General features: G+C 47.6%; 26 protein-coding genes. 6 read left to right on the forward strand and 20 right to left on the reverse strand.

From position 1 onward, the window contains the following. Positions 1-19 precede the first annotated feature (19 nt). Positions 20-757 carry a P-loop NTPase gene (locus LI114_RS07570; protein WP_022127661.1) on the reverse strand — a complete coding sequence of 246 codons (738 nt, stop codon included), beginning with the start codon at positions 755-757 and terminating at the stop codon, positions 20-22. A gap of 457 nt (positions 758-1,214) precedes the next feature. Here LI114_RS07570 and LI114_RS07575 point away from each other — a divergent pair, with 457 nt between their 5' ends. The 6 genes from LI114_RS07575 (at position 1,215) to LI114_RS07605 (ending at position 7,683) form a co-directional block, all read left to right on the forward strand. Continuing rightward, a complete protein-coding gene (locus LI114_RS07575) occupies positions 1,215-1,679 on the forward strand; it encodes a DUF4830 domain-containing protein (protein ID WP_227220153.1) in 465 nt (154 codons plus the stop codon). Positions 1,680-1,711: 32 nt separating this feature from the next. After that, positions 1,712-2,431 carry a pseudouridine synthase gene (locus tag LI114_RS07580; RefSeq protein WP_227220154.1) on the forward strand — a complete coding sequence of 240 codons (720 nt, stop codon included), beginning with the start codon at positions 1,712-1,714 and terminating at the stop codon, positions 2,429-2,431. Between the two features lie 245 nt (positions 2,432-2,676). Further along, a complete protein-coding gene (locus LI114_RS07585; RefSeq protein ID WP_022127664.1) occupies positions 2,677-3,819 on the forward strand; it encodes an ABC transporter ATP-binding protein in 1,143 nt (380 codons plus the stop codon). Positions 3,820-3,926: 107 nt separating this feature from the next. After that, complete coding sequence (locus LI114_RS07590) at positions 3,927-5,183, forward strand: SGNH/GDSL hydrolase family protein (RefSeq protein WP_227220155.1); 1,257 nt, start codon at positions 3,927-3,929, stop codon at positions 5,181-5,183. Positions 5,184-5,343: 160 nt separating this feature from the next. Next, a complete protein-coding gene (locus tag LI114_RS14300; protein WP_319638296.1) occupies positions 5,344-6,885 on the forward strand; it encodes an ABC transporter permease subunit in 1,542 nt (513 codons plus the stop codon). Positions 6,886-6,903: 18 nt separating this feature from the next. Further along, positions 6,904-7,683: an amino acid ABC transporter ATP-binding protein gene (locus tag LI114_RS07605; RefSeq protein WP_022127667.1), complete on the forward strand. Its 780-nt coding sequence runs from the start codon at positions 6,904-6,906 to the stop codon at positions 7,681-7,683. Between the two features lie 57 nt (positions 7,684-7,740). On the opposite strand, the gene LI114_RS07610 is transcribed toward LI114_RS07605, so the two are convergent. The 19 genes from LI114_RS07610 to LI114_RS07700 form a co-directional block, all read right to left on the reverse strand. Continuing rightward, positions 7,741-8,154, reverse strand: coding sequence for a DUF3592 domain-containing protein (locus LI114_RS07610; RefSeq protein WP_227220156.1), 414 nt, complete (start codon positions 8,152-8,154; stop codon positions 7,741-7,743). Positions 8,155-8,335: 181 nt separating this feature from the next. Continuing rightward, on the reverse strand, positions 8,336-10,036 hold the full coding sequence (locus LI114_RS07615; protein WP_227220157.1) for a recombinase family protein: 1,701 nt from the start codon (positions 10,034-10,036) through the stop codon (positions 8,336-8,338). A 151-nt stretch (positions 10,037-10,187) separates the two neighbouring features. Further along, positions 10,188-10,325: a hypothetical protein gene (locus LI114_RS07620; protein ID WP_227220158.1), complete on the reverse strand. Its 138-nt coding sequence runs from the start codon at positions 10,323-10,325 to the stop codon at positions 10,188-10,190. Positions 10,326-10,588: 263 nt separating this feature from the next. After that, positions 10,589-11,350 (reverse strand): GH25 family lysozyme, encoded by a 762-nt coding sequence (locus LI114_RS07625; RefSeq protein WP_227220159.1) that lies wholly within the window; start codon positions 11,348-11,350, stop codon positions 10,589-10,591. Next, positions 11,337-11,762: a holin family protein gene (locus LI114_RS07630; protein ID WP_227220160.1), complete on the reverse strand. Its 426-nt coding sequence runs from the start codon at positions 11,760-11,762 to the stop codon at positions 11,337-11,339. Before LI114_RS07630 ends, LI114_RS07625 begins: the two co-directional genes overlap by 14 nt. Before the next feature lie 147 nt (positions 11,763-11,909). Continuing rightward, a complete protein-coding gene (locus LI114_RS07635) occupies positions 11,910-12,326 on the reverse strand; it encodes a hypothetical protein (RefSeq protein WP_227220161.1) in 417 nt (138 codons plus the stop codon). Between the two features lie 16 nt (positions 12,327-12,342). Further along, positions 12,343-14,340, reverse strand: coding sequence for a hypothetical protein (locus LI114_RS07640; RefSeq protein ID WP_227220162.1), 1,998 nt, complete (start codon positions 14,338-14,340; stop codon positions 12,343-12,345). Then, a complete protein-coding gene (locus tag LI114_RS07645; RefSeq protein ID WP_227220163.1) occupies positions 14,340-15,839 on the reverse strand; it encodes a hypothetical protein in 1,500 nt (499 codons plus the stop codon). The genes LI114_RS07640 and LI114_RS07645 overlap by 1 nt, the downstream gene beginning before the upstream one ends. 66 nt (positions 15,840-15,905) lie before the next feature. Further along, positions 15,906-17,348 carry a phage tail protein gene (locus LI114_RS07650; RefSeq protein WP_227220164.1) on the reverse strand — a complete coding sequence of 481 codons (1,443 nt, stop codon included), beginning with the start codon at positions 17,346-17,348 and terminating at the stop codon, positions 15,906-15,908. Further along, positions 17,349-20,093 (reverse strand): phage tail protein, encoded by a 2,745-nt coding sequence (locus LI114_RS07655; RefSeq protein WP_227220165.1) that lies wholly within the window; start codon positions 20,091-20,093, stop codon positions 17,349-17,351. It abuts the gene before it with no gap. A gap of 425 nt (positions 20,094-20,518) precedes the next feature. Continuing rightward, on the reverse strand, positions 20,519-21,427 hold the full coding sequence (locus LI114_RS07660) for a radical SAM mobile pair protein B (protein WP_227220166.1): 909 nt from the start codon (positions 21,425-21,427) through the stop codon (positions 20,519-20,521). After that, the gene (locus tag LI114_RS07665) at positions 21,415-22,104 is read right to left on the reverse strand and encodes a radical SAM mobile pair protein A (RefSeq protein WP_227220188.1); all 690 of its coding nucleotides are present in this window, start codon (positions 22,102-22,104) and stop codon (positions 21,415-21,417) included. The genes LI114_RS07660 and LI114_RS07665 overlap by 13 nt, the downstream gene beginning before the upstream one ends. Further along, on the reverse strand, positions 22,101-22,538 hold the full coding sequence (locus LI114_RS07670) for a radical SAM mobile pair system MarR family transcriptional regulator (protein WP_038670739.1): 438 nt from the start codon (positions 22,536-22,538) through the stop codon (positions 22,101-22,103). Before LI114_RS07670 ends, LI114_RS07665 begins: the two co-directional genes overlap by 4 nt. A gap of 354 nt (positions 22,539-22,892) precedes the next feature. Beyond that, positions 22,893-23,279, reverse strand: a complete 387-nt coding sequence (locus LI114_RS07675) for a hypothetical protein (RefSeq protein WP_227220167.1) — start codon at positions 23,277-23,279, stop codon at positions 22,893-22,895. Next, complete coding sequence (locus LI114_RS07680) at positions 23,269-23,868, reverse strand: major tail protein (RefSeq protein WP_227220168.1); 600 nt, start codon at positions 23,866-23,868, stop codon at positions 23,269-23,271. The genes LI114_RS07675 and LI114_RS07680 overlap by 11 nt, the downstream gene beginning before the upstream one ends. Next, positions 23,868-24,218 (reverse strand): hypothetical protein, encoded by a 351-nt coding sequence (locus tag LI114_RS07685; protein ID WP_227220169.1) that lies wholly within the window; start codon positions 24,216-24,218, stop codon positions 23,868-23,870. Before LI114_RS07685 ends, LI114_RS07680 begins: the two co-directional genes overlap by 1 nt. Continuing rightward, on the reverse strand, positions 24,215-24,646 hold the full coding sequence (locus LI114_RS07690; protein WP_227220170.1) for an HK97-gp10 family putative phage morphogenesis protein: 432 nt from the start codon (positions 24,644-24,646) through the stop codon (positions 24,215-24,217). The genes LI114_RS07685 and LI114_RS07690 overlap by 4 nt, the downstream gene beginning before the upstream one ends. Beyond that, the gene (locus tag LI114_RS07695; RefSeq protein ID WP_227220171.1) at positions 24,646-24,960 is read right to left on the reverse strand and encodes a phage head closure protein; all 315 of its coding nucleotides are present in this window, start codon (positions 24,958-24,960) and stop codon (positions 24,646-24,648) included. The genes LI114_RS07690 and LI114_RS07695 overlap by 1 nt, the downstream gene beginning before the upstream one ends. Further along, positions 24,960-25,223, reverse strand: coding sequence for a head-tail connector protein (locus tag LI114_RS07700; RefSeq protein WP_227220172.1), 264 nt, complete (start codon positions 25,221-25,223; stop codon positions 24,960-24,962). Before LI114_RS07700 ends, LI114_RS07695 begins: the two co-directional genes overlap by 1 nt. Positions 25,224-25,256 lie beyond the last annotated feature (33 nt).

Here is a 25,256-nt window from a genome sequence, read left to right on the forward strand (position 1 = left end):
GATCATGTTTGCGGCGTTTTTACGCCTTTATCGAAAGCGGTATATGCTCGCCCTTAATTCTTCTTGAGATAGCCGAGAATGCGAGGAAGCCCATAGAGCTGGAGGAGAGGGGCGCGCCCTTACCGGTAGCCAGCGGGATAGCCGCGTCCTCGGGGATAACGCCGAGAAGCTGTACGCCTACGGTGTCTATAATAGCGTCGAGGTCGTCTATATCGTCGTACTCGAATATCCTCTTGTTAGCCTTATTGATAACAAGGCGCTGTTTCTGGTTGCCTCTCTTATAAAATTCGTCTGACATCATGCGGGCGTCGCGCACGCATACGGGGTCGGGCGTGGTAACTATAAGGATAAGGTCTGAATTTGTAACTATATCGAATACCGAATTATTGATACCCGCAGAGGTGTCGATGATTATGTACTCGAAATACTTTCTCATTTCCGAAGTTATCTTCTCTATGTCCTCAGCCTTGAGCTGTACGAACGGGTCTGACGGAGCGCAGAGCACCGAGAGATTTGAAGCCAGCTTTACCGTGGTGGTAGCCTTGTAAACATCGCAGGTGCCTTCAAGAACATCGCCCAGATCGTAAGTGATGTTGCCCTGCATACCGAGCATGATGTCCATACATCTCAGACCGAAGTCCAGCTCGATGATAAGAGTTCTGTTGCCCTGCTTAGCAAGAGCGTAACCCAGACAGGCGCTGATAGAAGATTTGCCTGTGCCTCCTTTACCGGAGGTTACCGCAATAATTTTTGACATAAGATCCTTCTGCCCCTTTCGTGTGTATATGCCCGCACAGCTGCCGAAACGCCGAAGCGAAAAGGCTGCGGGCGCGGCGAGCGATCCCAGCCGCATAAAATAAACTGTAATACTTAAATTTACGCTTCCCTGCCGATCCCTTCCCTCACAAACCGGCGGTGTACTCGTCCGAAGCCGCCGCTTTACGCAAACACCCTCAGAGCTTTCCGCAGTATTACCTATAATCTATTTTACCACAAAATCTGAAATTGTCAAAGAGATTTTAAACAAAAAAAGCAAAATCGTAAGTTTATATCAATTTGCAGTCTCATTTTTGTTTGTTTTGCACAATACCACTTGATCAAGATTTATTCTATTTAAACAACAGAAAACTTGTCAGCGCTTGTTCTACATCTCGGCCGCAGGGCATATATATCAATCAAAAGCAAATTCTGACAAAACGAAAGGTAGGATACTTATGTTTGTAAAGACTCTGAAAGTGAAAAAGACTGCGGCGATAGCCGCTGCCGCCGCGGTGTGCGCCGCTTTGGTGCTGCTGATAGTGCTCTGCGTGGTGCGCGCAGCGGGCGGCGGCAAGACATACGCCGTAAAGACCGAGCAGCAGCGCCAAACGCTGATAGCCGAACTGGGCTGGAAGACCTCTGAGAAGCCCTCTGAGCACAAGACGGCCGAGATACCCGCCGAATTTGACGAGGTGTACTCCGCCTACAACGAGCTTCAGAAGCAGCAGGGCTTTGATCTGACAAAATATAAAGGAAAAAAGGTTGAAATTTATTCGTATCCGGTGTATAATTATAAAGGACATAAGGACTGCATGACCCTCACCATCATCGGTTGCGAGGGCAGGCTCATCGGCGGCGACGTCAGCTGTTCGGAGCTTGACGGCTTTATGCAGGGACTTATGAGCACAAATGAGAAATAAGGCGCTTGACGTTAAGGGACGTGTATACAATAATGAGGTTAGACAAATACATTTCATCGCAGCGCATCGACCTCTCGCGCAGCGATGTGAAAAAGCTGGTGCGCGCGGGCAAGGTGGAGGTAAACGGCGCGGCGGCGAAAAAGCCCGAGATGAACGTAGACCCCGCCGATACTGTAGAGGTCTGCGGCGAGATCGTCGGCTACAAAGAGCACATATACATAATGCTCAACAAGCCGCAGGGCTGCATATGCTCTACGCGGGCGGGCAGAACGCCTACTGTGCTGGAGCTTGTGCCCGAAGAGCTGCGCCGCCGCGGACTTTTTCCCGCGGGCAGGCTGGATAAGGACACCGAGGGGTTCGTGCTTATAACTGACGACGGGGAGCTGGCGCACAATATGCTTGCTCCCTCTCGCCATGTGCCCAAGACCTACTATGTGCGGCTGGAAAAGCCATACGACCCCGCCTGCGAAGCGCTGTTCGCCGAGGGCATAACTATCGACGGCGGCGAGGTGTGTCTGCCTGCCGAGTGCTGCGCCGACGGGGACGACCCGCACGCCTGCGCCCTTACCCTGCACGAGGGCAAATTTCATCAGGTGAAAAGAATGTTTGAAGCGGCGGGAAACAGGGTGGTATATTTAAAGAGGATAAGCATCGGCGGGCTGGCTTTAGACCCAAATTTGCCGCTCGGCGGCTGTTTGGAACTTATGCACAAAGATGTTGAAAAACTTTTGTGCCGCGGCGATAGCAATTGACAGTATATGTAAATCCCTTATGATTTTTCGTCAATATTTATAAAGACCGCCGCGAAAGTTTAGTAAAAAAAACTCTTGTCACTATATGAAAAATTTGTTATGATATTATTATAGCAAAAAGGGTGCAGCTATGGCGCTATATATGGCAGGATCTTACTCAGCCGGAGCGCTCATATAGTTGGCTAAGCCCTGATTCTTAATTAATGTAAATCAAGCAAAATCAAAATTAGGGAGGTCCTATTTAAATGGCAAGTGTATCATTAAGAGAGATCTATAAGAAGTACCCCGGCGGCGTTATTGCGGTTTCCGACTTTAACATCGAGATCAAGGACAAGGAGTTCATAATCCTCGTTGGCCCTTCCGGCTGCGGTAAGTCTACTACCCTGCGTATGATCGCAGGTCTTGAAGAGATCAGCGAAGGCGAGCTGTACATCGGCGACAGACTCGTAAACGACATCGCACCTAAGGACAGAGATATTGCAATGGTTTTCCAGAACTACGCTCTGTATCCTCACATGACAGTATTCGAGAACATGGCTTTCGGTCTGAAGCTCCGCAAGGTTCCTAAGGACGAGATAGCTAAGAAGGTAGAAGAAGCTGCAAGAGTTCTCGACATCGCTCACCTGCTCGACAGAAAGCCTAAGGCTCTTTCGGGTGGTCAGAGACAGCGTGTTGCGCTGGGTCGTGCAATAGTTCGTGAGCCTCAGGTATTCCTGCTCGACGAGCCTCTTTCCAACCTCGACGCTAAGCTGCGTGCGCAGATGAGAACTGAGATCTCGAAGCTGCATAAGAAGCTGGGTACTACATTCATCTATGTAACCCATGACCAGACCGAGGCTATGACGATGGGTGACCGTATCGTAGTTATGAAGGACGGTTACATCCAGCAGATCGATACTCCTCAGAACCTCTATCAGTACCCTGTAAACCAGTTCGTTGCAGGCTTCATCGGATCTCCCCAGATGAACTTCATCGACGCTAAGCTGATAAAGAAAGACGGCAAGTATCTCGTAGAGTTCGGCTCTGAAGATACCAAGACCAGCAGAGGTGTAAAGTACACCGTAGAAGTACCCGAGGGCAAGGCTGACGCTGAGGCTCTTGAGCCGCTGGTAGACCGCGAAGTTGTACTCGGTATTCGTCCTGAGTGCATCCACGATGAAGAAATGTTCATCTCTAACGCTAAGACCGGCGTTATCAACACCACCGTTGAAGTAACCGAAATGATGGGTGCAGAGACATACCTGTACCTCACCTGCGAAGGTATTCCTCTGACTGCAAGAGTATCGCCCAGATCTACCGCACGTCCTCAGGACGAGATCCAGGTTGCTCTTGATCCTAACAGGATCCATATCTTCGATAAGGAGACCGAGAAGAGCGTTATCAACTGATAGGCTTGTAAGCTCATACGGTCAATAGATCACATCTGAAAAATAAGCATTCAGCCCTTCCTTCGCTATATGGAGGAGGGGCTGAGTTTTTGAGAAGGGAAAAATATATGATAGCAAAGAAGATCGTAGCGGCTGCGGCGGCTCTGGCGATGCTCAGTACCTGCGCGGCGGGGCTGACGGGCTGCGGAGATAAGTCGGCGGAAAGCACTGCCGAAAGCGCCGCGAGCGCGGCTGATACCTCAAGCGAAGAGGAAAAGCTGCCAGAGACCGATGAGGAATGGCACACGGCAATGATAAACAAATCGCTGACCTCTTACGGCAACGTCAGCAAGATGCAGGAAAAGCTGAAAGCGGCGCAGGCGGGCGAAAAGCTGAATATCTCGTACCTCGGCGGCTCGATAACCGAGGGCGTGGGCGCTACGCCCGATACCTGCTGGGCTAAGCTGACCTACGACCACATCGCCGAGAAATTTGGCACAGGCGAAAACGTCAATTACAACAACGCGGGCATAAGCGGCACACCCTCAAAGCTGGGCATACTTCGCCTGCAAAGAGATGTGCTCTCGACCGACCCCGACATATGCTTCGTGGAATTTGCGGTAAATGACGGCATGGAAAGCGATTATCAGAGCGCTTACGAGTCGATAATCCGCACGCTGATCGAGAACGATGTGGCGGTGGTGCTGGTGTTCGCGCGCACGGAAAACGGCCACACCTGTCAGGAATATATGCAGCAGCAGGGCGAGTACTACGGCCTGCCGATGATCTCTTACAGCGACGCGATAAAGTATATGTTCGATAACGGCAAGATGGTATGGCAGGACTTTTCTGACGACCAGTCGCACCCGAACAAGTACGGCCACACGCTGGTGGCTGAGATGATCGACAACTATTTCGACACCGTGATGGATCAAAAGGCTGAGGAGTACACCTACCCCACCGAGCCGATAAACTCTATCCACGAGTACGGCGCGCAGATGCTTGACAATACCAACTGCAAGCCCGAGATGGAGAACTGGGAGGAAGGCTCGACCATCGCGCATTTCAACGAAGGCTGGACGCACAAGTACGGCGATAAAAACGGCACGCTGAAATTCACGCTGACGGGCAGATTCGTATACCTTATCTACGAGGAAAACAACTGGGGCGACTACGGCAAGGCGCACATAACCGTTACTAAAGACGGCGAAGTTTACGACGAATTCGACCTCGACCCCGTTGACAAGAGCGGCTGGGGAAATCCGCAGACAAAGTGCATAGGCATGTCGGCTAAAAACGCAGAGTACGAGATAGAGATAACCATGGCGGACGGCGAAGACGACCGCTACTTCTCGGTACTGGGTCTGGCATACACGGCTGACTGAGCGAACTAAGCATACTGAACATGATACAGGCGGCGGTCACTTCCCCGCCCTGCCTGCTGCGCTTTAGCGCGCTAAAAGAAAAGCGTGCGAACGTGCGAACGTGTGAATGTGTCAACACGATAATATGATGATAAAATAATACGAAATGAGGGTACTGAACTTGATACTGAAAAAGCTGATAAGCTTTGCGGCGGCGGCCGTTATGACAGCGGCGGCGGTGTACATATCGCCCGCCGAGCTGACTATGAGCGCCTCTGCAAACACGCTGGAGGACAAGGAATTTATAGTAGGCTTCGACGCCGAATTCCCGCCCTACGGCTACAAGGACGACAACGGCGAATACGTCGGCTTCGACCTAGACCTCGCGCAGGAGGTCTGCGACAGAAACGGCTGGACGCTGAAAAAACAGCCGATAGAGTGGAACTCAAAAGACATGGAGCTGAAAAACGGCACTATCGACTGCCTATGGAACGGCTTCACGATGAACGGCCGCGAGAGCAAGTACACCTGGAGCGTGCCGTATGTTGACAACTCGCAGGTGGTCATAGTAAAGGACAACTCGGGCATAAACGAGCTTGACGACCTTGCAGGCAAGATAGTAGCGGTGCAGGCTGACAGCTCGGCGCTGGCGGCGCTCACGGGCGAGGACGCTACCGAAGAGAACCTTGCGCTGGCGGAAAGCTTCAAAGACTTACAGCAGGTGGGCGACTACAACAGCGCTTTCATGAACCTCGATTCCGGCGCGGTAGACGCCATCGCGATGGATATTGGCGTAGCCAGCTACGAGATGAACTCTCGCGGCGGCGGATTTAAAATGCTTGACGACCACCTTTCTGCCGAGGAGTACGGCGTGGGCTTCCTGCTCGGCAACACCGAGCTGCGCGACGCCGTGCAGAACACCCTTTTCGATATGCTGGACGACGGAACTTTCGAGAAGATAGCTAAGGACTGGGGTCTTGAGGAAAGCGTATGCCTTTCGCGCGACGAAGTTACCGAAAACGGCAACGTCAGCGACAGCGCGGTCGCGAAAGACAAGAAGCCCGGCTTCGGCGAAAAATTCGCCAACATATCCTCGCAGCTGCTGCGCGGTCTGCTGGCTTCGGCGCTGATATTCGTGCTTACGATAATCCTTTCGATGCCGCTTGGTCTGCTGGTAATGGCGGGCAGGATGTCGAAATTCGCTCCCCTGCGCTGGCTGATAAAGCTTTACATATCCATAGCGCGCGGCACACCGCTGATGCTGCAACTGCTGGTAGTGTTCTTCGGGCCTTACTACCTATTCAATGTGCACACCCCGCCAAACTACCGTTTTGCGGCAGTAATAATCGGCTTCACGCTAAACTACGCAGCGTATTTCGCCGAGATATACCGTTCGGGCATACAGGCAGTACCGTGCGGACAGTACGAAGCGGCAGAGGTACTGGGCTACACACGAATGCAGACGAACGTAAAGATAATCTTCCCGCAGATGATAAAGAACATCATACCCTCGGTAACAAACGAGGTCATCACGCTGGTAAAGGATACCTCGCTGGCGTTTGCGGTATCATTCACCGAAATGTTCACGCTGGCGAAGCAGATAGCCGCCGCGCAGACTACCATAATGCCGCTTTTCATCGCGGGCGTGTTCTACTACATATTCAATTTCGTGGTAGCATTCGTGATGGAGCGCATCGAGAAAAAGCTGAATTATTACAGATAAAACAGGAGGTCTATGCAAATGGCTGAGATAAGCAAAAAAACTCTGCTGGAGGTAAAAAATCTGAGCAAAAGCTTCGGCGACCTCCGCGTACTGAAAGACATAAGCATGGAGGTCGAGCAAAGCGAAGTTATCTCGATAATCGGCCCTTCCGGCTCGGGAAAATCGACTTTTCTGCGCTGCCTTACCATGCTGGAAAAGATAGACGGCGGCAGCATAGCTTACTGCGGCGAAACGGCGGTAACGAGCGAGAGCGGAACGGTATGCTACGCGGCAAAGTCCGATCTGCGACGGATACAGGGGTATTTCGGGCTGGTTTTCCAGAATTTCAACCTCTTTCCGCACTACACTGCTTTGCAGAACATCACCGACGCGCCGATACACGTTCAGAAGCGCGACAAGCAGGAGGTAATGGCAGAAGCGGCGGCGCTGCTGAAGAAGATGGGGCTTAGCGACAAGGGCGACTACTACCCCTACCAGCTCAGCGGCGGACAGCAGCAGCGAGTAGCGATAGCGCGCGCGCTCGCCATGAAGCCCGAGATACTTTTCTTCGACGAACCGACCTCCGCGCTCGACCCCGAGCTTACGGCTGAGATACTGAAAGTTCTGAGGGCGCTGGCGGCTGAGAAGATGACGATGGTGATAGTAACGCACGAGATCGACTTTGCGCGCAGCGTATCAGACCGCGTGATCTTCATGGCGGACGGCTTAGTAGTAGAGCAGGGCGCGCCCGCAGACGTTATAGACAACCCGAACAACGAGCGCACGAAAGCGTTTCTGCGCAAGATGTCGGAAGAATAATTTCGCGCAGAAAAAAGCGGGAGCAGTTCACAAAAACTGTTCCCGTTTATTTTTGCCTTAAATATTGCGTTTGTGCAGACGTTTGAAAGCGTTGGGTGCGACGACTGTAAGCCCCATCGCGAAAAGCACGACGCCAAAGAAAAGCTTGCGCACTATGCTTTGCAAAGCGGTAGAGCGCGCGACGTCTGAGCGCTTATAAAAGACCCTTACGCGGTCGCCCTCGCGCGAGATAGCGTTCAGCACGGTACTTTCGCCGGAGTAGACTTGCCCGTCCACCTCGTATGTATAGTACATCTCATAGCCGGCAACGCCGCCGCGGCGGGTATGCCCCATGCGGTTGACAGCATCCACCGCAGCGGTAGTGCTTTTCCAAGTAACTAGTGTAAAAAGCTGACAAAGCAGTATCACTGTGCCGACCAGCCCCGCGATAACGCATACTGCTTTAACATCGGCGCGGTTACTCTTATCCATCAAAAAATCTCCCGATATTCATATTTACAGTAAATCACATAATCAGCGGCGAGTTGGGCAGACTAAACCAAAAGGTGCGCGCCGCAGAATAATTATATCACAATATACACAGTTTGTCAACAGATATTACACAAAAAAATATGTAGCGCGGGCGCAGCGGCCCGCGTATGGCGAAAGCAAATTACTGCTTATTGCCGGTCTTATAAGCGTCGATCATCTTCTTGCTCGTGAGTCCGGAACGCCGACCGTACCTTTCCCCATTTCTTATATAGGTCATCGGCTCTGACTCCCCTGTTTTCAGCTTTACCTCAAGCTTCATTTTGTTCTCGCTTATCGGCACTACCGTTATGCGGTCGATGACCGCCTTTGCCATTGCGTCTACCTGTTCCTTGTTCATTTCTGCGTTAGGGTCGTACATCTTGCGGAAGTACTTTTCTATCTTTTTCAAGCGGTCTGCGTAGTCGTCATCTCCCGCTATCTTTTTCTCAATGCGGTGTACCTCTTCCTCCAAGTCTGAAATGATGACGCCGCATTCGGTATTGCGTTTTGTAAATTCCGCTTTGGTTATCGTTTCTTCCATGTAAAGCTCCAGCAGTTTGTCGCGCTTGCGGTTTTCTTTTTCCAGCTGTACCTTTACCCTGTTGAGCTGTTTTACCGCCTCTGCCGAGCGGTCAGCTTCTTTGTATATCTTCAGAAAAGTTTCAACGTAGTCCTCAAGATTTTCTGCAATGTCAACGAAAAACTCTGAAAGCATAGTGTAAAGCTCGCTCTCCATTATCGCAAAAGATGAGCAGGTCTTTGCACCCATTTTCTTTTTCTCTGAACATATCCACTGGTAGACAGGCTTGCCGAGCGAAACGCTGTTTGAATAGCTTGTTCGCCAATAAGGTCTGTCATGTGCGCCGCACCATATCTTGCCCGTAAAAACGCTCTTGTCTTTGAAAGAGTGCTCACGGCTCTTTATCACCGTACTGCGCTGTTCAAATATCATGTTGCACTTTTCCCATATCTCTTCCGAAACAATGGCGGGCACTACCTCGCCGGTCTCGTCCTTGTACATTACCCATTCTTCCTTTGGCAGAAATCGCTGTTCCTTTGTACGGTAGTCAACTATCTTGACCTTGTTTCCGCAGTAATAGCCTTTATATTTCGGATTTTGTATAATGCTCGAGATCGTGTTGTGCTGTATGCGTGTTCCGCTGCGTCCGCGGTATCCTTTATCGTAAAGTATACGCTCTATCTTGCGAACGCTCATATCGCCTGTCGAATAAAGCTCAAAGATCATGCGAACCATTTCCGCTTCAGATTCGTTTATAATGAGCTTGCAGTCGTCTTTATCGTAACCGAAAATGCGGCTGTTTCCCAAAACGTTTCCGCCCTCGATAGCGCGCTTATGTCCCCAGCGCACACGTTCTGAAAGCTTTCTTACTTCGTCTGCGGCGATACTCGACATAATGGTAAGCCGCATTTCGCTGTCAGAGTCAATGGTGCAGATATTATCGTTCTGAAAATAAACGCCCACACCTGCACGAAGCAGGTCACGGGTGTAAGTAAGGCTGTCGATAGTGTTTCGGGCGAAACGGCTTACCTCTTTTGTAAGCACCAGGTCGAACCTGCCGCCCTTTCCGTCCTCGATCATTCTCATAAACTCTGCACGGTTTTCGGCGTGCTCTCCCCTCACCCTGTCGATGTAGCCGTCAACGTAAGTCCAGTTAGGATTCGACTTTATCATCTCGGTAAAAAAGTTTATCTGGTTTTCTATCGAATTTTCCTGCTCATCACGGGTAGTGGAAACTCGTGCGTAGAATGTAACATTCATCTCAAGGTCAAAAATCGTTTTGCGCTCGCGTTTCATAATATCCGCGGCTGCGTAAATATCCATATAGATCGCTCCTTCGATTTAGATTTAATGCCTTAGCCCGATCGGTTTGCTTTGGTATCATTGCTAATGATTATACCATACCGAACAACACAAGTCAACGGGAGGGAAAACATTTCTAAATTAGTTATCAAAGCGTTAAACATATGCTTGTTCAAGCCGTAAGTCTTTCGATAAGAACGAGCATTCTGTTGTATTTTCTGAGGTCGATGTCGCCTTTATCGAGCAGCAGTTTTGTCCAAGCGGCGAGGGTCTGTTTTTTGAGCATCAGATCCGGATTTTCAGTTTTCATGAAATACATCTCCTTTATAAATACTAATATTATCCAACTTATATATACTATAAATATTACCTCTAAAAGCGATATTATTCAAGCAAATGTGCAGATATATACTACACGATCATAAGTCGGTATTCTTCCGTGAAAGCTGTACAATAAGCACAATGCTTCCTACTATATTAAGGACATTTCTTCCCTCTTTTTATAACGAAGGATAAAAAAATTTGCCCACCGAGAAAAAAATCCCGATGGGCGTATCAACTAAACATATTCAGTTATCTGAGCAGTTCATTGACCCTCTTCTGCACCTTAGCATAGTCATACCCTGCCGCTGTCAGCCTCTTCTTCCTCTCAGCCCCATTGCCCCACTTGCCGGAAAGGACTTCACGAGCAAGAGTGTCAACAGACTTTTTGTCAGAGCCTTTAGCATAACCGTTAAACCCGCCCTTGCAGATAACTGTCGGATAGTCCACAGTGGATACATCAAGGTCAACATTTCCGCTGATGCCGCTCACTCTGCCGGTAGACGAATACTGCCAAATGCCGTAAGAGCCGCCATAGTTACAGCGTGAACCATACTCAGCCACCCAAAGAGCATAACGCTTTGCAACGGTCGGAGAGATGTAAGTTTGAAGTGGTGAACGGCTTATGTAAAGCCCCGCAAACCACCCGTTCTTCTCAAGCTCTCCGCAAAAAGCCTTGACTAAACCGTCGCAGTGATTTCTGCCTTTGGCAAACTGCGAACGCTCTTCAAGATCGAAGAAGATAGGAAAATCAAACTGCTTGCCTTTGATTATCTTCATACAAACTTTGGCTTCCTGCTTGGCGTCATCGACCGACTGAGCATAACTGTACCAGTACGCACCGACATGAAGCCCCGCCGCTTTAGCCGCCTTGTAGTTCCTCTCAAAATACGGGTCACGCTGACTTTCGTAACGTCCAAAACCTGCACGGATCATCACAAATTCAATGCCCGATTTCTTAACTTTGCTGAAATTTACGTTCCCCTGAAACTGCGAAATATCAATCCCTCTCATTTTCGTCCTCACTTTCTGCTCCCTCGTGGAGCTGTTTCAAAACTTCCTTTACCTTTTTCGGCACCGGCAAACCGAGGTTCGCCGCATTCTCCAATATCGACACACCCTCGTTGGATATGTAAAAGAAAATTGTAGCCGTTCTCACAACGCAGCCAGTACCTATAACGTGAACGTCAAGAATGTTCGCAATGCCGACAAGTGTGAAGATAAGCACTTTGCGGCAGATACCCTTGAACCCAACTGCACTGGAAAGCCTGCGGTCTGCTATCGCACAAAGCACACCTGTGATGTAGTCAAGCACCACAAAGACTATCAGTGCATACAGCAAACCGTCACACCCGCCAAGAAAATACCCCAGCCAACCGCCCAATGCCGCTATTACGGCTTGAAATGTGTTCCATAATTCTTTCATTTCTCTTCATCTCCTTTATCTGATTTTTTATCATCTTCTTTTGGTTTGTTAGATGAAAACAGCTCAGACAAAGCGATCTCTGTCTGAGCCGAAAGTTCAATATATTTTGGCACGATGATCACCAACTTTCCTATGCCAAATTTTCAGTTAAGTCAACGTCAGCGAGAAATTGCCCGCACGAAACAGCGGAACGTAATTCGCCGCAACAGTAATAGGCGAGGACAACGCCCCGTAAAGAATGAGATTTCCGCCGTTCGCCGCTGAGTACAGCCCGAAATGCGTCAGCGTTCCCCAGCTTGCGGACGCCTCAGGAAAGAAGATTATCTCCTTGTTCTGGGTAGTTCCGTTGACAGGCGGGTTCATCACCTGCGTTGCCGACTGGCTCGAAAGTCCAACTACCGCACGAGCATAGCCCGCCGTGCTTGACGGTTCTGTAAAATTCGTTCCGTCCTGATTAGGCGTGGTCGAACTAAGTGCTAAGTAACAGTTTGAAAGCGGGCCGCTGCTCGATTTTCCGATAAGTCCGTTTAAAATTGCCGTACTTCCTGTGTTTGTAAATGCCATAAAATCAACCCTTTCTTTATGTTTCAGTTATTTGTTTGTCCTCATCGCTCCAAAAAAGCGACTTAACAAAATGTGTGTACTTCTGAAATATCCGACAGCCACTGTCAGTGTCCTCAAAATCGCTCCAGTTGTAACTGGTAGTCCATACCTTTTTGCCGCTTTCATTTGACGGCTCGACATAGACGATACCCGGATAGCTTGAACTGTTCGCCGCAAGCAGATAGCCGTCACGAACTTTGTGGATAATGCTGTATGAACAGCCGCTGTTGTACAAACAGCTTATGGTTTTAGCCCCCTCGTTCCAGTAAACTATGCCGGTACTTGTGCTGTTTGAGTAGATGAGTTTTCCGCCGTCGATCTCGTGAACATTTCTCCAGTTGTAGCCGCCATTGTACTTTTGCGTGACAGTTTCCGCAATCTCATCAAACCAGTAAATGCCGTAATAACTTGACGCACTGGAGATAAGCACTCCGCCATCGGTATCCACCCAGCTGTACCAGCAATAACCCGTGTCCATAAGCTTGACAAGCTCTTTTGACGAGTTTTTAAAGTAGTAAATTCCGAGGTTTGTCGAACTGTCAGCGGATACCAAACAGCCCTTTGCTGTGGGCTTAAAGTGCTGCCAGTAAGTGCCGCTCAATAGCAAAGTGCAGTTATTCGTCGTGCTTTCATAGAACAGCAACCCCTGCGTTGACGAGTTTGAGCTTCCGATAAGACAGCCGCCTTCGACTTCTTGAAAGCAGTTCCAATAATATGAACCATACAAGTTTACAAGGCTCTTTGTATCTGAATCGAAAAGCCTTAATCCGCAATCAGAAGATGTTCCTGAAACAAGGCAATTATCACCCACACGTTTCATCATAGACCAGTAGCCTGTGCTCACAAGTGCCTTTGCCGTGCCGCTGTCGTCAACATAAACAAGCCCATAACTGCTTTGCGATGAAGAGCATAGACAGCCGCCTTTTACAGCGGTCAAGTATGAAAAGCCATAGCCAGCGGTGTACACACGCTGAAAGGTTTTAGTTGAGCTGTCAAAGTACATAATACCCGTACCCGAAACGCTCGACGAGCATACAACACCACCGTCCGTTTTGCAGAAATATTGCCAGCGGTATGACAGATTTGAAACCTGCATGATAGCCTTAGTGGTATTGTCAAAAAACAGCAGCCCCGTGCCACTTCGGTAGCTTGAAATGAGCGTGCCGCCCTCAACATCGCAGGAATACTGCCACTGATAGCCTGCGGTATATTTCTGCTCAGCAGTCCGTTTCTTTTCATCAAAATAGACTACACCGTAGGAACTTGAATTTGACGAAAGAAGCAGCCCGCCGTCTGTCTTTATGCTGTAACTCCAGTTGTACCCCTGCGTGTAAATTTGAACTGCCGTATGTTTCTGAGTGTCAACAAAAAGTATGCCGTAAGAACTTGATTTACTGCTTGTGCTTGAAACAAGATAGCCGCCTGCCACCTCGATAAATCTGCTCCAGTATGTGCCTTTGGAATATATCTGAACGGCAGTTTTTGCATTTTCATCATAGAAAAGCAAGCCCATACCTGCTCCCGAAACAAGATAACCTCCGTAGATTTTCTGAAACACAGACCAACTGTAACCATAGGGATAGACTTGCCGTGCCGTCATTTCCTTGCTGTCAAATAGGTACAGACCTTCATTGGATGAATAATTGTTGGACAGCAAAGCACCGCCCGAAACGGGCTGAAAATTGCTCCAGCTGGTCTTTTCGAGCAGCTTTATCGCATCATAATTGCTCAGATACCACAGCCCGAAGTCGGTAATATCCGAACTTACAAGCTTTCCGAACTGCACATTGGCGGTGTACTTCGTGTATGTATTCTGCGACAAAAACTCCGTCATCTGCTCCCAATGCTCGGTAGGTGCGGGATAGCCGAAGGAGTAAGCCGCCGTTCCGCCGCCAACTCGCTGGACTGTTATCGTTTCTATCCCATAGTATTCTTTTTGCTTGCCCGTTTCAGTTTTGAGTAAAATATCAGGCATCAATCCACCTCCAATTTGCTTGTAAATTGCCTTGCCAGCACGCTTTGCGGGATAAACAGAATGTTACCACTCTGCACAGGATACTCCCATTTAAGCTGCCAGTCGATATTTGCGTGTGATAATATTTCAAATGCTGTCTTGCAAACTATAACTCCGAAGTCAAAGAACAAGTGTTCATTATTCTGTTCTATCTCATATACCTGCGAAATGCTGAGGTCCTCACCCTCCTGCACAGGATAACTCCAACTGCCGGTAGTTTCAAGGTTGGCGAAATCATTAAGAAGAATAACGCTCTCAGCATTAGCCTTTGCATAGCGTATCACTCCAGCGTCAGCTTTAATGCTAAGCCCGAATTTGGACTCAGCGTAAGCGTTTTCCGAAATATTGTATGAAATATCGGCTGAATTTGCAATTTTGTGCTCTGTATCAGCCGAAAAACCGATAAAAAGATCAGCTTGTTCAAGAGCGGCAAAAACAGTGATTTTGTCGCTAAAATCAACTAAAACCTGACCTGACTTACGCATATCGAGTTTAGAATAGCCTTTATGCTCTGATTTGAAATGTGCCGCACCGATGAAGTTCAGCTTGTCCATTGAGGCTTTTGCTCCGAAAGTGAGCATTGCCGACAGCGGCGACCATCTTACAGACTGAGTTTTTGAAGTCCTTGCAGTTGCCTTAATTCCCAACTTAGCAAAGTTATTGCTATCAAAGGTTACGGAATGAAGTCTGTTTAGCTTTGAAAAGTTTTCAGGAGTTTCAATGCTATCTGCAAGAAACATCTGCGGTTTGTCAGTTGATATTTCAGCGTAAGCTCCAAGCACATCAGCCAAGTGAGGCTTGACCGCCAATACACCACTGGAAAGAACATTCGCCTTTCGCTTTATGTTCAGATAACTTTCCACCTGACCCCTGCACTCAGCAAAGTCGCCGTTTTGGATAATGGCTGTGAACTCAGCTGTCGGGATCTTGTAGTGCAAACGCCAAGTGTCAAGCTTTTCCTGCGTTAAAACGCCGATGGCCGTAAGCTTGTGCTTTTGATGAGTGCGTAAATATTCTGATTGGAGAGCATTTAAGTCAGCTGAAATGTCCGTCAAGATCTTGTACGCAAGCCTTAACTTAATGCTGTCAGCCGTGTCATTTAGTATAGCGATAACAAGATTCAAACGCTCCGTCAGCTCATAAAAATATCTGCCGTAAACAATATCCGCAGCCGCCTCGCCGTGAGTTTCAACTCCGTGGAATTCAGTCCTTCCTAGCGTTTCCTGCCAGCTCCAAACCGGATAATGGGTGTTGTACACTAGCGTGTTGAACATTCTCGCCGTCAATGGGTGATACGTTTCTGAAATTAGCATATCTGATAGCTTAAGCGGAGCATTGCACCAGCCGTGACGCAGAGCATTTGCAGTTTCATTCACTTTGTCAACAAGGTCATTCCACACCGGGTGGAAAAAGCCCGCCGTTGTGCCGCAGTTTGAAAGCACCTCGACAGCCGCTTTCATTTGCCAGTAAGCCGCAGAGCCGTTTGACTCTTCCCAAGTCCAAGGTTTTATCATACCGACACCGCCTTAACCGAACTTCGCGATAGACGCACCTGTGTAAATATTCTTCTGCGTTGTGTTGCGGACAATGTATGCCGTGTTGTCCGAAAACTTGAAGAAAATGCCGTTGTAGCCCTGCTTTGCACGAAACTCTCCGCTCTCGTTAGCAGGGTCGGAATTGCCTATCCAAAGTCCGTCAGTGAACTTTTTGACTAAACCATAGTCAGCGTCCTTGCCTGAACCCGAACCCAACTGAATGAAAGGATAATCCTCGCCGCTTGTTGTGTAGCCGAACCTAAGTTTAAGCTCGCCCGAACTATTGAACACATCAAATCCACGGCTGGTCATCTCGCTGTATCCATCAATGCTTTCGGGCGTGCCTGCATAGTATCTGCCGCCATATATCGTAGAATCGCCGGTCATATACACATTGCCGTACTCATCAACCTTGAAATTTCCGCCAATGTCTATCTTTCCGCCGTCAATAGTGACATTACCTACAAATTTGTAGTCTGAAGTCACTGGGTCGAAATATATCCTATCAGTAAAATTTCCGTTTTCATCTGCTGATTTCATCGAAAATTTATCAGCGTTTAAGACCACCTTTGCACCACCGTCTGAGCGAGTAACAGACAGACCCTCTTCCGCACCTATCCTAACGCCGTAATATCTTTTGCTCTGAGGAACAGTGTTCTCAGCTTCTTGGGCGGCGTCACGTTCAAGTGTCTTTGACGGGTTATCTACTTCAAGCTCCACGTTTTTTGACGAGAACGGCTGTCGCTTAATGCCTATGATACGCACACTTTCGTGTATATCAAGCCTTGCAAAATCAAACTGCACCTCATCACCAAGCGAGATATTATCGGGCTGATAGAGCGTGCAGGAGTAGGAATTTTCAGCACTGGTGCAGTCTGTGGTTTTAGATACTGATACAACATTGCTGTCGGTAAGAGGACGAACTTTCTCACTCCCTCTGTGCTTTTTCATAGACACATAATATTGATGAAACTCGACTTCGTAGCCAAAAAGTTCCGCCAAATCTAATACAACAGCTCTGACAGTTGACGTACTCGGGATAGAGAACGCCTTGACCTCAGTATCGGGAATATCTCCGCAGGAAAAGCCTGTGCCGCCAAGCAGTTTTGTGAGCGTTTCTTTGAGTGTGCCGTTGTTTGCAAAGTACGCAAGCTTGCAGTCAGTAAGGCGATATGAGATATGCTCGCACTCAAATGCCGCTTGATAAATGCCGTTTTGCAGGCTTTTCTTTATCGAAACTATATCGTAAAAATCGTTCTCGAACTCAGCAACATATTTTATCTTATCGCTTACACTTGCCACATCGCCACGCAGGAGAACCTCAAAACTTAGCGTTTTCTCGGTGGTCAGCTTTTCTTCAGACGTGCAGGACAGCACTTTTCTAATGTCAGCAATGTGCGTATTATCCACAGTCCTAAGAATTATCTCAGCCAATTATGTCACTCCCAATGCTCGTTTACAGCTTTGATTTCTGCCGCTTTGGATATGGCTAGATGCGGCGGTTATCTCACGTCCGTCAAGGTAGAGCGGTACGCTAACGTTTACACCAAAAGCACCATTTGAATTGCCTGCGTTTCCTGCAAACTCAAACCTAGTCTGCACATTCATAGCGTCATTCGTAATGTCACGAAAAGCCTTGTTCATGCTCTTTCGTGCGTCATCAAGCGAATCGGTCATTCCCTCTTCCAAACCAAGACCCATATATCCGCCAATCTCGGCGAACACCTTTGACGGCGAGTGAATGCCTAGAAAGTCCTTTACTCCGTCAACAATGCCAGAGAAAAATCCCTCGACCTGATCCCGAAAATATCCCGCCATACTCTGTATGCCGTTCCAAACGCCGCTGACTATGTTCTTGCCGATGTCCCAAAACTTGCTTGGCAGGTCTGAAAGAGCGTTTACCGCAGTGCTTGCAAAACTCTGCATATTGCTTTTTATGGACGTGATCGCATTTGAACCAAAGTCCTTTATCTTGCCGAAAATGTTAGTAAAAATGCCGCCTATCTTCGCAGGCAGTCCGCTGAAAACGCTTGTGATGTTGGAAAATATGCTTGAAACTGTGCTTGACAAACTTGACTTTATATTGCTCCAAGCACTTTTAACACCCGATGAAACATTGCTCCAAAGGTCGCTCAAAAAGTTCACAATAGGCGAGAAAATATCCATAATTGCAGAAATGAGTGAGGATACAATGTCCGTAAGAAAGTCCCAAATGCCGTTCCAAGCCGATTTCACACTGCTTGTTATGCTTTTCCATAGGTCAACGAAAAATGCCTTTATTGCGTTCCAAGCTTTTGAGGTAGCGTCAGTGATAATATTCCACAATTCTGAGAAAAAGTCCACCAAGCCGCTTAGAGGTTCGGTTATTGCCTCCAATATCTGCGGAATTATCTCCACCAACTGCGGCAGAGTCTGCAAAAGCCCTTCTATTATGGCGAGCATTATCTGAACTGCTGTGTCAAGTATCAGCGGCAGATTGTTTATGACAAATTCCACTATGCTTTGGATTATCTGCGGAAGAGCGTCTATGAGGACTGGCAAAGCTTGAATTATGCCGTCTGCCAGACCTTGGATAAGCAAGAGCGCCGCCTCTAATATCTGATCCATATTTTCAAGCAAAGTCTGAACTATGGTCACAATGCACTGGACTATGGCAGGGATAAGCTCTGGCAGAGCCTCTCCAAGTCCTGCGGCGAGTGTCACTATCATCTGAACTGCCGCCTCTGTTATGGCAGGCAGGTTCTCTACAATGCCGTTTGTGAGTGCAAGTATCAGCTGAATTGCTCCGTCTGTTAAAGCTGGCAGTGCTTGAATTATGCCGTCAATGAGTGCAGACAAGATCTGCTGTGCCGCAGTTATGAGCATTGGCAGATTATCGATTATTCCGCTTACAAGGCTTGTGATTATCTCTGGTGCACTGGCTGAAACCGAAGAAATGATGTTAGACAGCAAATCTAAGAATTTGGGCACGGCACTTGAAACGCTGTCTATTATGTCAGACATGCCGTTTCTGAGCGTATCTGCGGCGTTTTCTTCTCCTGTGATAAGGCCTGTAAGTCCGTGCATAACGTCTGTAAAGCCGGGTAACAGTTCTGACGAGATAGAATTTTTAACTCCCGTGAAAGCACCCTTTAAATCTGTTAGTGCGTCTTCATAGTTGGCAGATGCCTTTACAGCGTCCTCGCTCATAACAAGTCCCAAGTCGTGAGCATTTTGGCGTAAAGCGTTTGTATCTTCAGCGGTTGAGTTTAGCAAAGCACCAAGGTCAGTTGCCGAACCGCCAAGCAGGTCATTTGCGACAGCGGCACGCTCAGATTCGTTGTCCATATTTTGCAGACCTGCGATGACTTCGGCGAAAACATCTTCTCTTGACTTATTCTGCAAGTCCTCTATGGAGATACCCAATCTGCTGAACTTTTCGACAGCAGTAGCACTGCCGCCTGCCGCATCGTCAACGTTGTTGTTCAGCTTTTTCATCCAAGTGGAGAGCGAATCGGCACTTGCACCGTTTCGGTCAAGGACGTAGCTCCACTCCTGAAATGCAGTAGAACCCATACCTGCCGCCTGACTTGCTTTGTCTATTTCATCGCCTGCGGCGGCAGTGTCATTTACCATACTAACTATCTCTTTGCCGGCGGCAACTGCGGCAGCACCGATAGCGGCTATTGAGGCGGCTGCTGCTGCACCTATGGTTTTCACAACAGAACCAAATTTCTCGAAATGCCCCGATGAGTTCTCAGTTTCCTCGCCCACGTCCTCCATATCGTCGGCAAGCTTATCTGCGTTGTCGCCTGCGTTATCCATAGCATTTGCGGCATCGTTCAGAGCCTTTTTATTGCCGTCCAGTTCACGCTCCATATTGTTGAGTTCTGCCTCAGCGTTATTCAGCTTTATCTGCCAGTTCTGAGTACGCTTGTCCGTTTCGCCAAAGGACTTTGACGCATTATCGAGTGCATTTTTCAGCACTTCGACCTTTTCTTTCTGCTGAGTAATCTGCTTGTTGAGCACTTCATTCTTGGCAGTAAGAGCGGACACACTGTTGTCATTCTTGCCGAACTGCGACTCTGCCAGTTTCATTTCCGAACCCAGCACTTTGAATGATAAGTTTATATCCGCCAGTGCTTTCTTGAAGTCCTTTTCGCCCTCTAGTCCCAGCTTTACTCCTAGTTTGTCTGACATTCTGCGTCACCTCCTTGAAATGGGCATAAAAAAAAAGAGCCGTTTGGCTCTAGGTATGAAAAAAGGAGCAGCCGTAGTGGGTGCTCCTTGGGTGTGTTAACTGCTTGATAAACTGGAATTTATTTGTTTTTTATAATTCTATTTCTTATTCTCCAAACAACCATCCATATACTATATGGTGTTAGCAATATAAGGACAAATTGAGATATAAAACCTATAGTATGAATCATTGGAAGGTATATTAACGTTAAAAGGAGTATTGAAAATAGAACAGTTAAAATGGTATGGAACTTGTACTTATTAAAATAAAAGGCCCTGCGTAAAAATTGACATTATTATTCCAGTTAAAAACATAATTCCAAAAATAACAATGATTATAAATATTGCTTTTTCCATTTTTTATTCAGTTCCTAACAAATTTCTGTTTAACGATTTCTTTTTCCGGTATTTTCTGTCCCACGGATTTCCTCATGATAGAAATAATCCACGATCACCGGATGCCCCTGCGGGACTCTGCCATAAGGCATTTCATTATCCACAAAGGGACAATCATACTTCTTAGCCATTTCCTCAGCTTTTACTTCAAGTGCTTCAAAGTAGCTGCGGTTATGCTTGTTATAGATCTCATCGTAAAGCGGTACAAGATCAGGATGTTTTCCGGCGATATAATCCATAATCGTCTTCTTGAAACCGCCTCGAAGATTGAGATTTTCGAGCCAGAACAGATCGCACTGATCCTTTACCCGCTCAAAGATCGCTTCAAAGTCCGTGATACCGGGAAATACCGGGGATACGAAACAGACTGTACGGATACCTGCATCATATACCTGCTTCATAGCAGCGATGCGCCGCTCAATGCTCGAAGCAGAGTCCATATCGTTCTTGAAATCTTCATCCAGTGTGTTGATCGACCATGAAACGGTCACTCGTCCAAGCTTCTTCAGCAAATCAATATCCCGTACCACAAGATCAGACTTTGTGCAGATCAGAATATCTGCGTCACTGCCGATCAGCTGCTCCAGAAGTTTTCTGGTATTCCCGAATTGCTCTTCCTGTGGATTGTAGCCATCCGTCACAGAACCGACGACCACACGCTGTCCGGCATATTTCTTCGGATTTTTAATTTCCGGCCAATGCTTCACATCAAGGAAAGTGCCCCATTCCTCCGTGTGTCCGGTAAAGCGCTTCATAAAAGAAGCATAGCAATACTTGCAGGCATGTGTACAGCCTACATAAGGATTGACCGAGTAACCGCCTACCGGCAGACTGGACTTGGTCATGATGTTCTTTGTTTCCACCTCACGAATGAGGATGCCATCGATTACTTCTGCCATGATCTCTGTACCTCTAACACTTTGTTGAATTCCTCCGGCATTTCCTGAATCATATTTTCATTCCCTATGATAGGGACAAGGTCTTCCTTCATAAACACCGGAATGCCAAGTGCGTGTGCCTGATCCGTCAGAGACCATGTCCATTCCGGCTCCGTATGAATCTTCCTGCTCTGAGCCCCGGTCATAGTGCCGACAACGATCCAGTTGATTCCGGAAAGGTCAACTGTGCCGGGATCGTCGAATAACGGCTCAAAGGTAACATGGTAATGTTTTGCTCTGACATTTTTCCGAAGGGCGTCGATACGCCACAGTTCGGCTTTCCTCGTCACCGTAACGCCAAACCATGCGTTTTCCAGATCGGTATCAAAATCCAGCAGATCAGGTCGTTTGGTCAGAAACAGGAACTGATGCTGTGGATTTTCACGGATCTTTGCAAATACCTCGTCTCTCCATTCCGGCTTCCATCCGGAGAGATCGCTCATGCCGGTAAGAAGAAAGTTTTGCGGACGTTTCTTTTCCATCCTCTTGAGCTTGCCCGGAAAGAACTCAGGATCAGCGAAGTCATCAATCATATGCCAGCGTTTCACGTTGTTGCGGGCATAGCAATATGCACACCCCACTGTGCAGCCAATGACGATATTCATGTTCTGAATCTGATCTTTGATACAAATACTCATGACTTCTGCCACTCCTCAAGATTCTTTCTGATGCGGTCGAGGCATTCCTCAAACCGAGTTATTTCTTCCTCTGAAAAACCTTTGTAGTAAACACTGCCCATCTCATCAGATACAGAATCGTACTCGCCCTTTAAGGCATGTGCTTTCTCAGTCAGAAACAGGAGTGTTTTCCTTTTGTCCGTTTCAGACTGAACACGGCTTATCAGCCCTTGATTTTCCATTCTTTCCAGCATCGTAGTAAGAGATGTTATCGCTAATCCGCATTTAGTCGAGAGTGACCTGATTGAGATACCATCCTCCTGCCACAGCACATAAAGAATGCGCCCCTGGGCTCCATTGAACGCATCAATATTCTTTTCGCTGAGAATCTTCTCAAAAATCCGGTCTCCAAGTTGTTTTATTTTGGTGACAAGAAATCCTCCATTCATTTCCATACAAAAGCTCCTATATAGTAGTTTATTAGATTATACTATATAGAAGCTTTGTTGTCAAGAGCTTTTTCAAAAAATATTCTGTACAAATTCCGATTTGTCGAGCAGACCAAATACCCTTATAAATCCATTATACCACATCTTTTAACCCAATACAACCCCACGATCGTCATATCCCCCTAGGAATGACCTCATCAATAAACACCTCACGCTTAGCCTTAGCCAGCCCGTTCCACTGCTTGTAGATCTCCCACTGGTCGAGCAATTCGCCGATAGGCATAAGCCATACTTCACGTTCGCTCCTGCCAAGAAGAGTAACACCGTAGAATATAAGTCGGGCAAATGATTCCTCATCACTTACCCGACCTGCGTGTTTTTTGTCGGAGTTTCCTCGCTTTCGACCTCACGCTTTGTGCCCTTGTACATCGCCTGCATAATGGCGTCCTTGTATTTTGCAAGATCATACGGAGAAGTCATAAGTTCCACAAATTCAGCCGTCAGCATTTCTCGCTTATCATCAGGATACCGCAAATTGTGTATCTCCACACCCTGATTAGCCAGCAGACAGATAAGATAAGTTACCTCATCAATAGCTTTCTCAAAATTCTCCGCCTGCATAAGCTTGTCGCCAAGATTAGAAAGCCCTCCGTAACGCTTTGCTATCTCTTTTGTAGCCCTCGTTGTAAGGACTAATTCGTATTCATTTCCGCCTATCTCAATAACCGCACTTCTGTCATTCACCATTATGCACCTCCGTAAATTCGGGTTCGTAAACCTCGTTGAACCAATTTGAAATAACTGATGTCGGCACACCCTGTTCTCCCTCGTTGACCTCAGCTTTCAAAGGGTGAGTGCTGTTGCCGTCAAGCTTTTTGCGGCGGTAGATAGTGCCCTCAATGGTCGGCGTGGAGAATGTTATGCTCTCGCCTTTGGTAGCGAGATTGGTCGCAGGTATGCCGAAGATAACTCTGTACAGCCAAAAATATCTGTACTTGCCGTCACTCTTTTTAGCACGAAAACCTACCGCCACAGGCGCACCGCCGTTCTCAGATGCCGAGATGAGAACGTGGTTTTTGTCTATCTTCGCACCAGTAAGTTCATTCGCAACAGACGTGCCAATGTCATCAATTCCGAGTGTCAGCTTGCCGCTTTTGAACTCTTTGACCACCTCAGCCTCTCCGTCATCGGCATAGAGTGTTGCCTCATTCATCTCTACGGATAGGTCAGCAGAGATAGCTTTTGCAAGCGAATTAGGCGTTCCATATGTTTCATCACCGCTCTCGTCCTCAGTTATCTTGGCGTAGTAAAGCCTGTCAAGACCGATAGTTGCCATTAAAATTCCCCCAATCTTACACAGTCGGCAGCATCAAAATTGTAGTGATGATAGCCGCTGTCAGTTTCAAGCCCGATGTACTGTCGGGCGGTTATTGTTATGTCGTTCTTTAATATTGCGTTTGTCAGCCGATTTTTCACGCTTATGTAATTGCCTTTGCAGTAAAGCGAAATTCTCACTTCCTGCACCTCACTTGACGGCTTGTTATCCGCAAATTCTGAAAGCGTATCAGTCAAGGGAGTCAGAACGCAGTACACATCGGGCGGAGTATCAGTAAATACACCGGTTTCAGCAGGAATATTCAGCCTGCCGAGAATTGTGTTCAGCCTTTTCAGTAAACTGTCATTCATAGCTTATCGACCTCGCTTTCAAGTTCATTTTGCATTGCCGTAATAGCCGCAGACTTCGCTCTTGACTTTGCAGGCTTGATAAAAGGCTTTGCAGGCTGACCGCTTTTGCCGTATTCCAAAATGCTGGCAAGTTTGGCATTACTGCCGCCGTCTGAACGTGGCTCGGAAAACCCCACTTTGATGTTGTGGTCGCCATTCTTGTCCTGCAAAACCGGCGAAAGACCTAACGAACGTTCAAGCTCACCCGTACTTTTAGAGGGATACTTAGTGTCCTTGCCTACCACAGCAGAAAGACTATTCTTGACCGCCGAAAGCATGACCTCGCCGCCTGCCTGCAAAACTTTTTCAGCCGTGCTGTCAAATTCAGAACCCAGCTTTGACATCTTAAGCAGAAGATCTTCGGGCATTTGAATTGACATCTTCGCCATTACCTCAACTCCTTTGCCATCAAAGTCAGCATACCTTTGCGTTTGTTTCCGAGCACAGCCGTCAAAAGATAGATGTTTTCACCGCATTTCACACGCATATCTGCGTCCACATTTTCTATCCAACGAATATATATTTTAAATGTAACTTCCGCCGTTTCAGTTCCGCTCTGCAAAAACTCTCGCCCCGAAATGGGAACAATGTCAGCCCACACAATATGCTCGGTCTGCCAAATGTTCTGAGTAAAGCCCTCATCGTCTTTGACCGCCGTATTTCTTTGCAGTTCTGCACGATACCTCATACCGCCTATCTTCATCAAAATCCCTCCTGCCTTATGCCGAAAAGCAAGGCTCTGAGCGTTAATGTTAGTGCTTTGTGGTCTGCCTCTTCACGATGTTCATAGAGATATGCCACAGCATAAAGCACAGCTATTTTTGCGATAGGCTTATCTTCAATTTCTGTTCTTGCAATGTTGGTGCAAAGCTGTTCGGCAGAGAATATGAGTGCAATAAGAAAATCGTCCTCCGCATTGCCGTCAAGCCTTAAATAGTCCTTTACTTCATCAAGTGTTACAATCATATTTATCATCACTCCAATTAAAAAGCTAAATTA

This window comes from Ruminococcus sp. 210702-SL.1.03 (assembly GCF_020559915.1).
Classification (GTDB): domain Bacteria; phylum Bacillota; class Clostridia; order Oscillospirales; family Ruminococcaceae; genus YE71.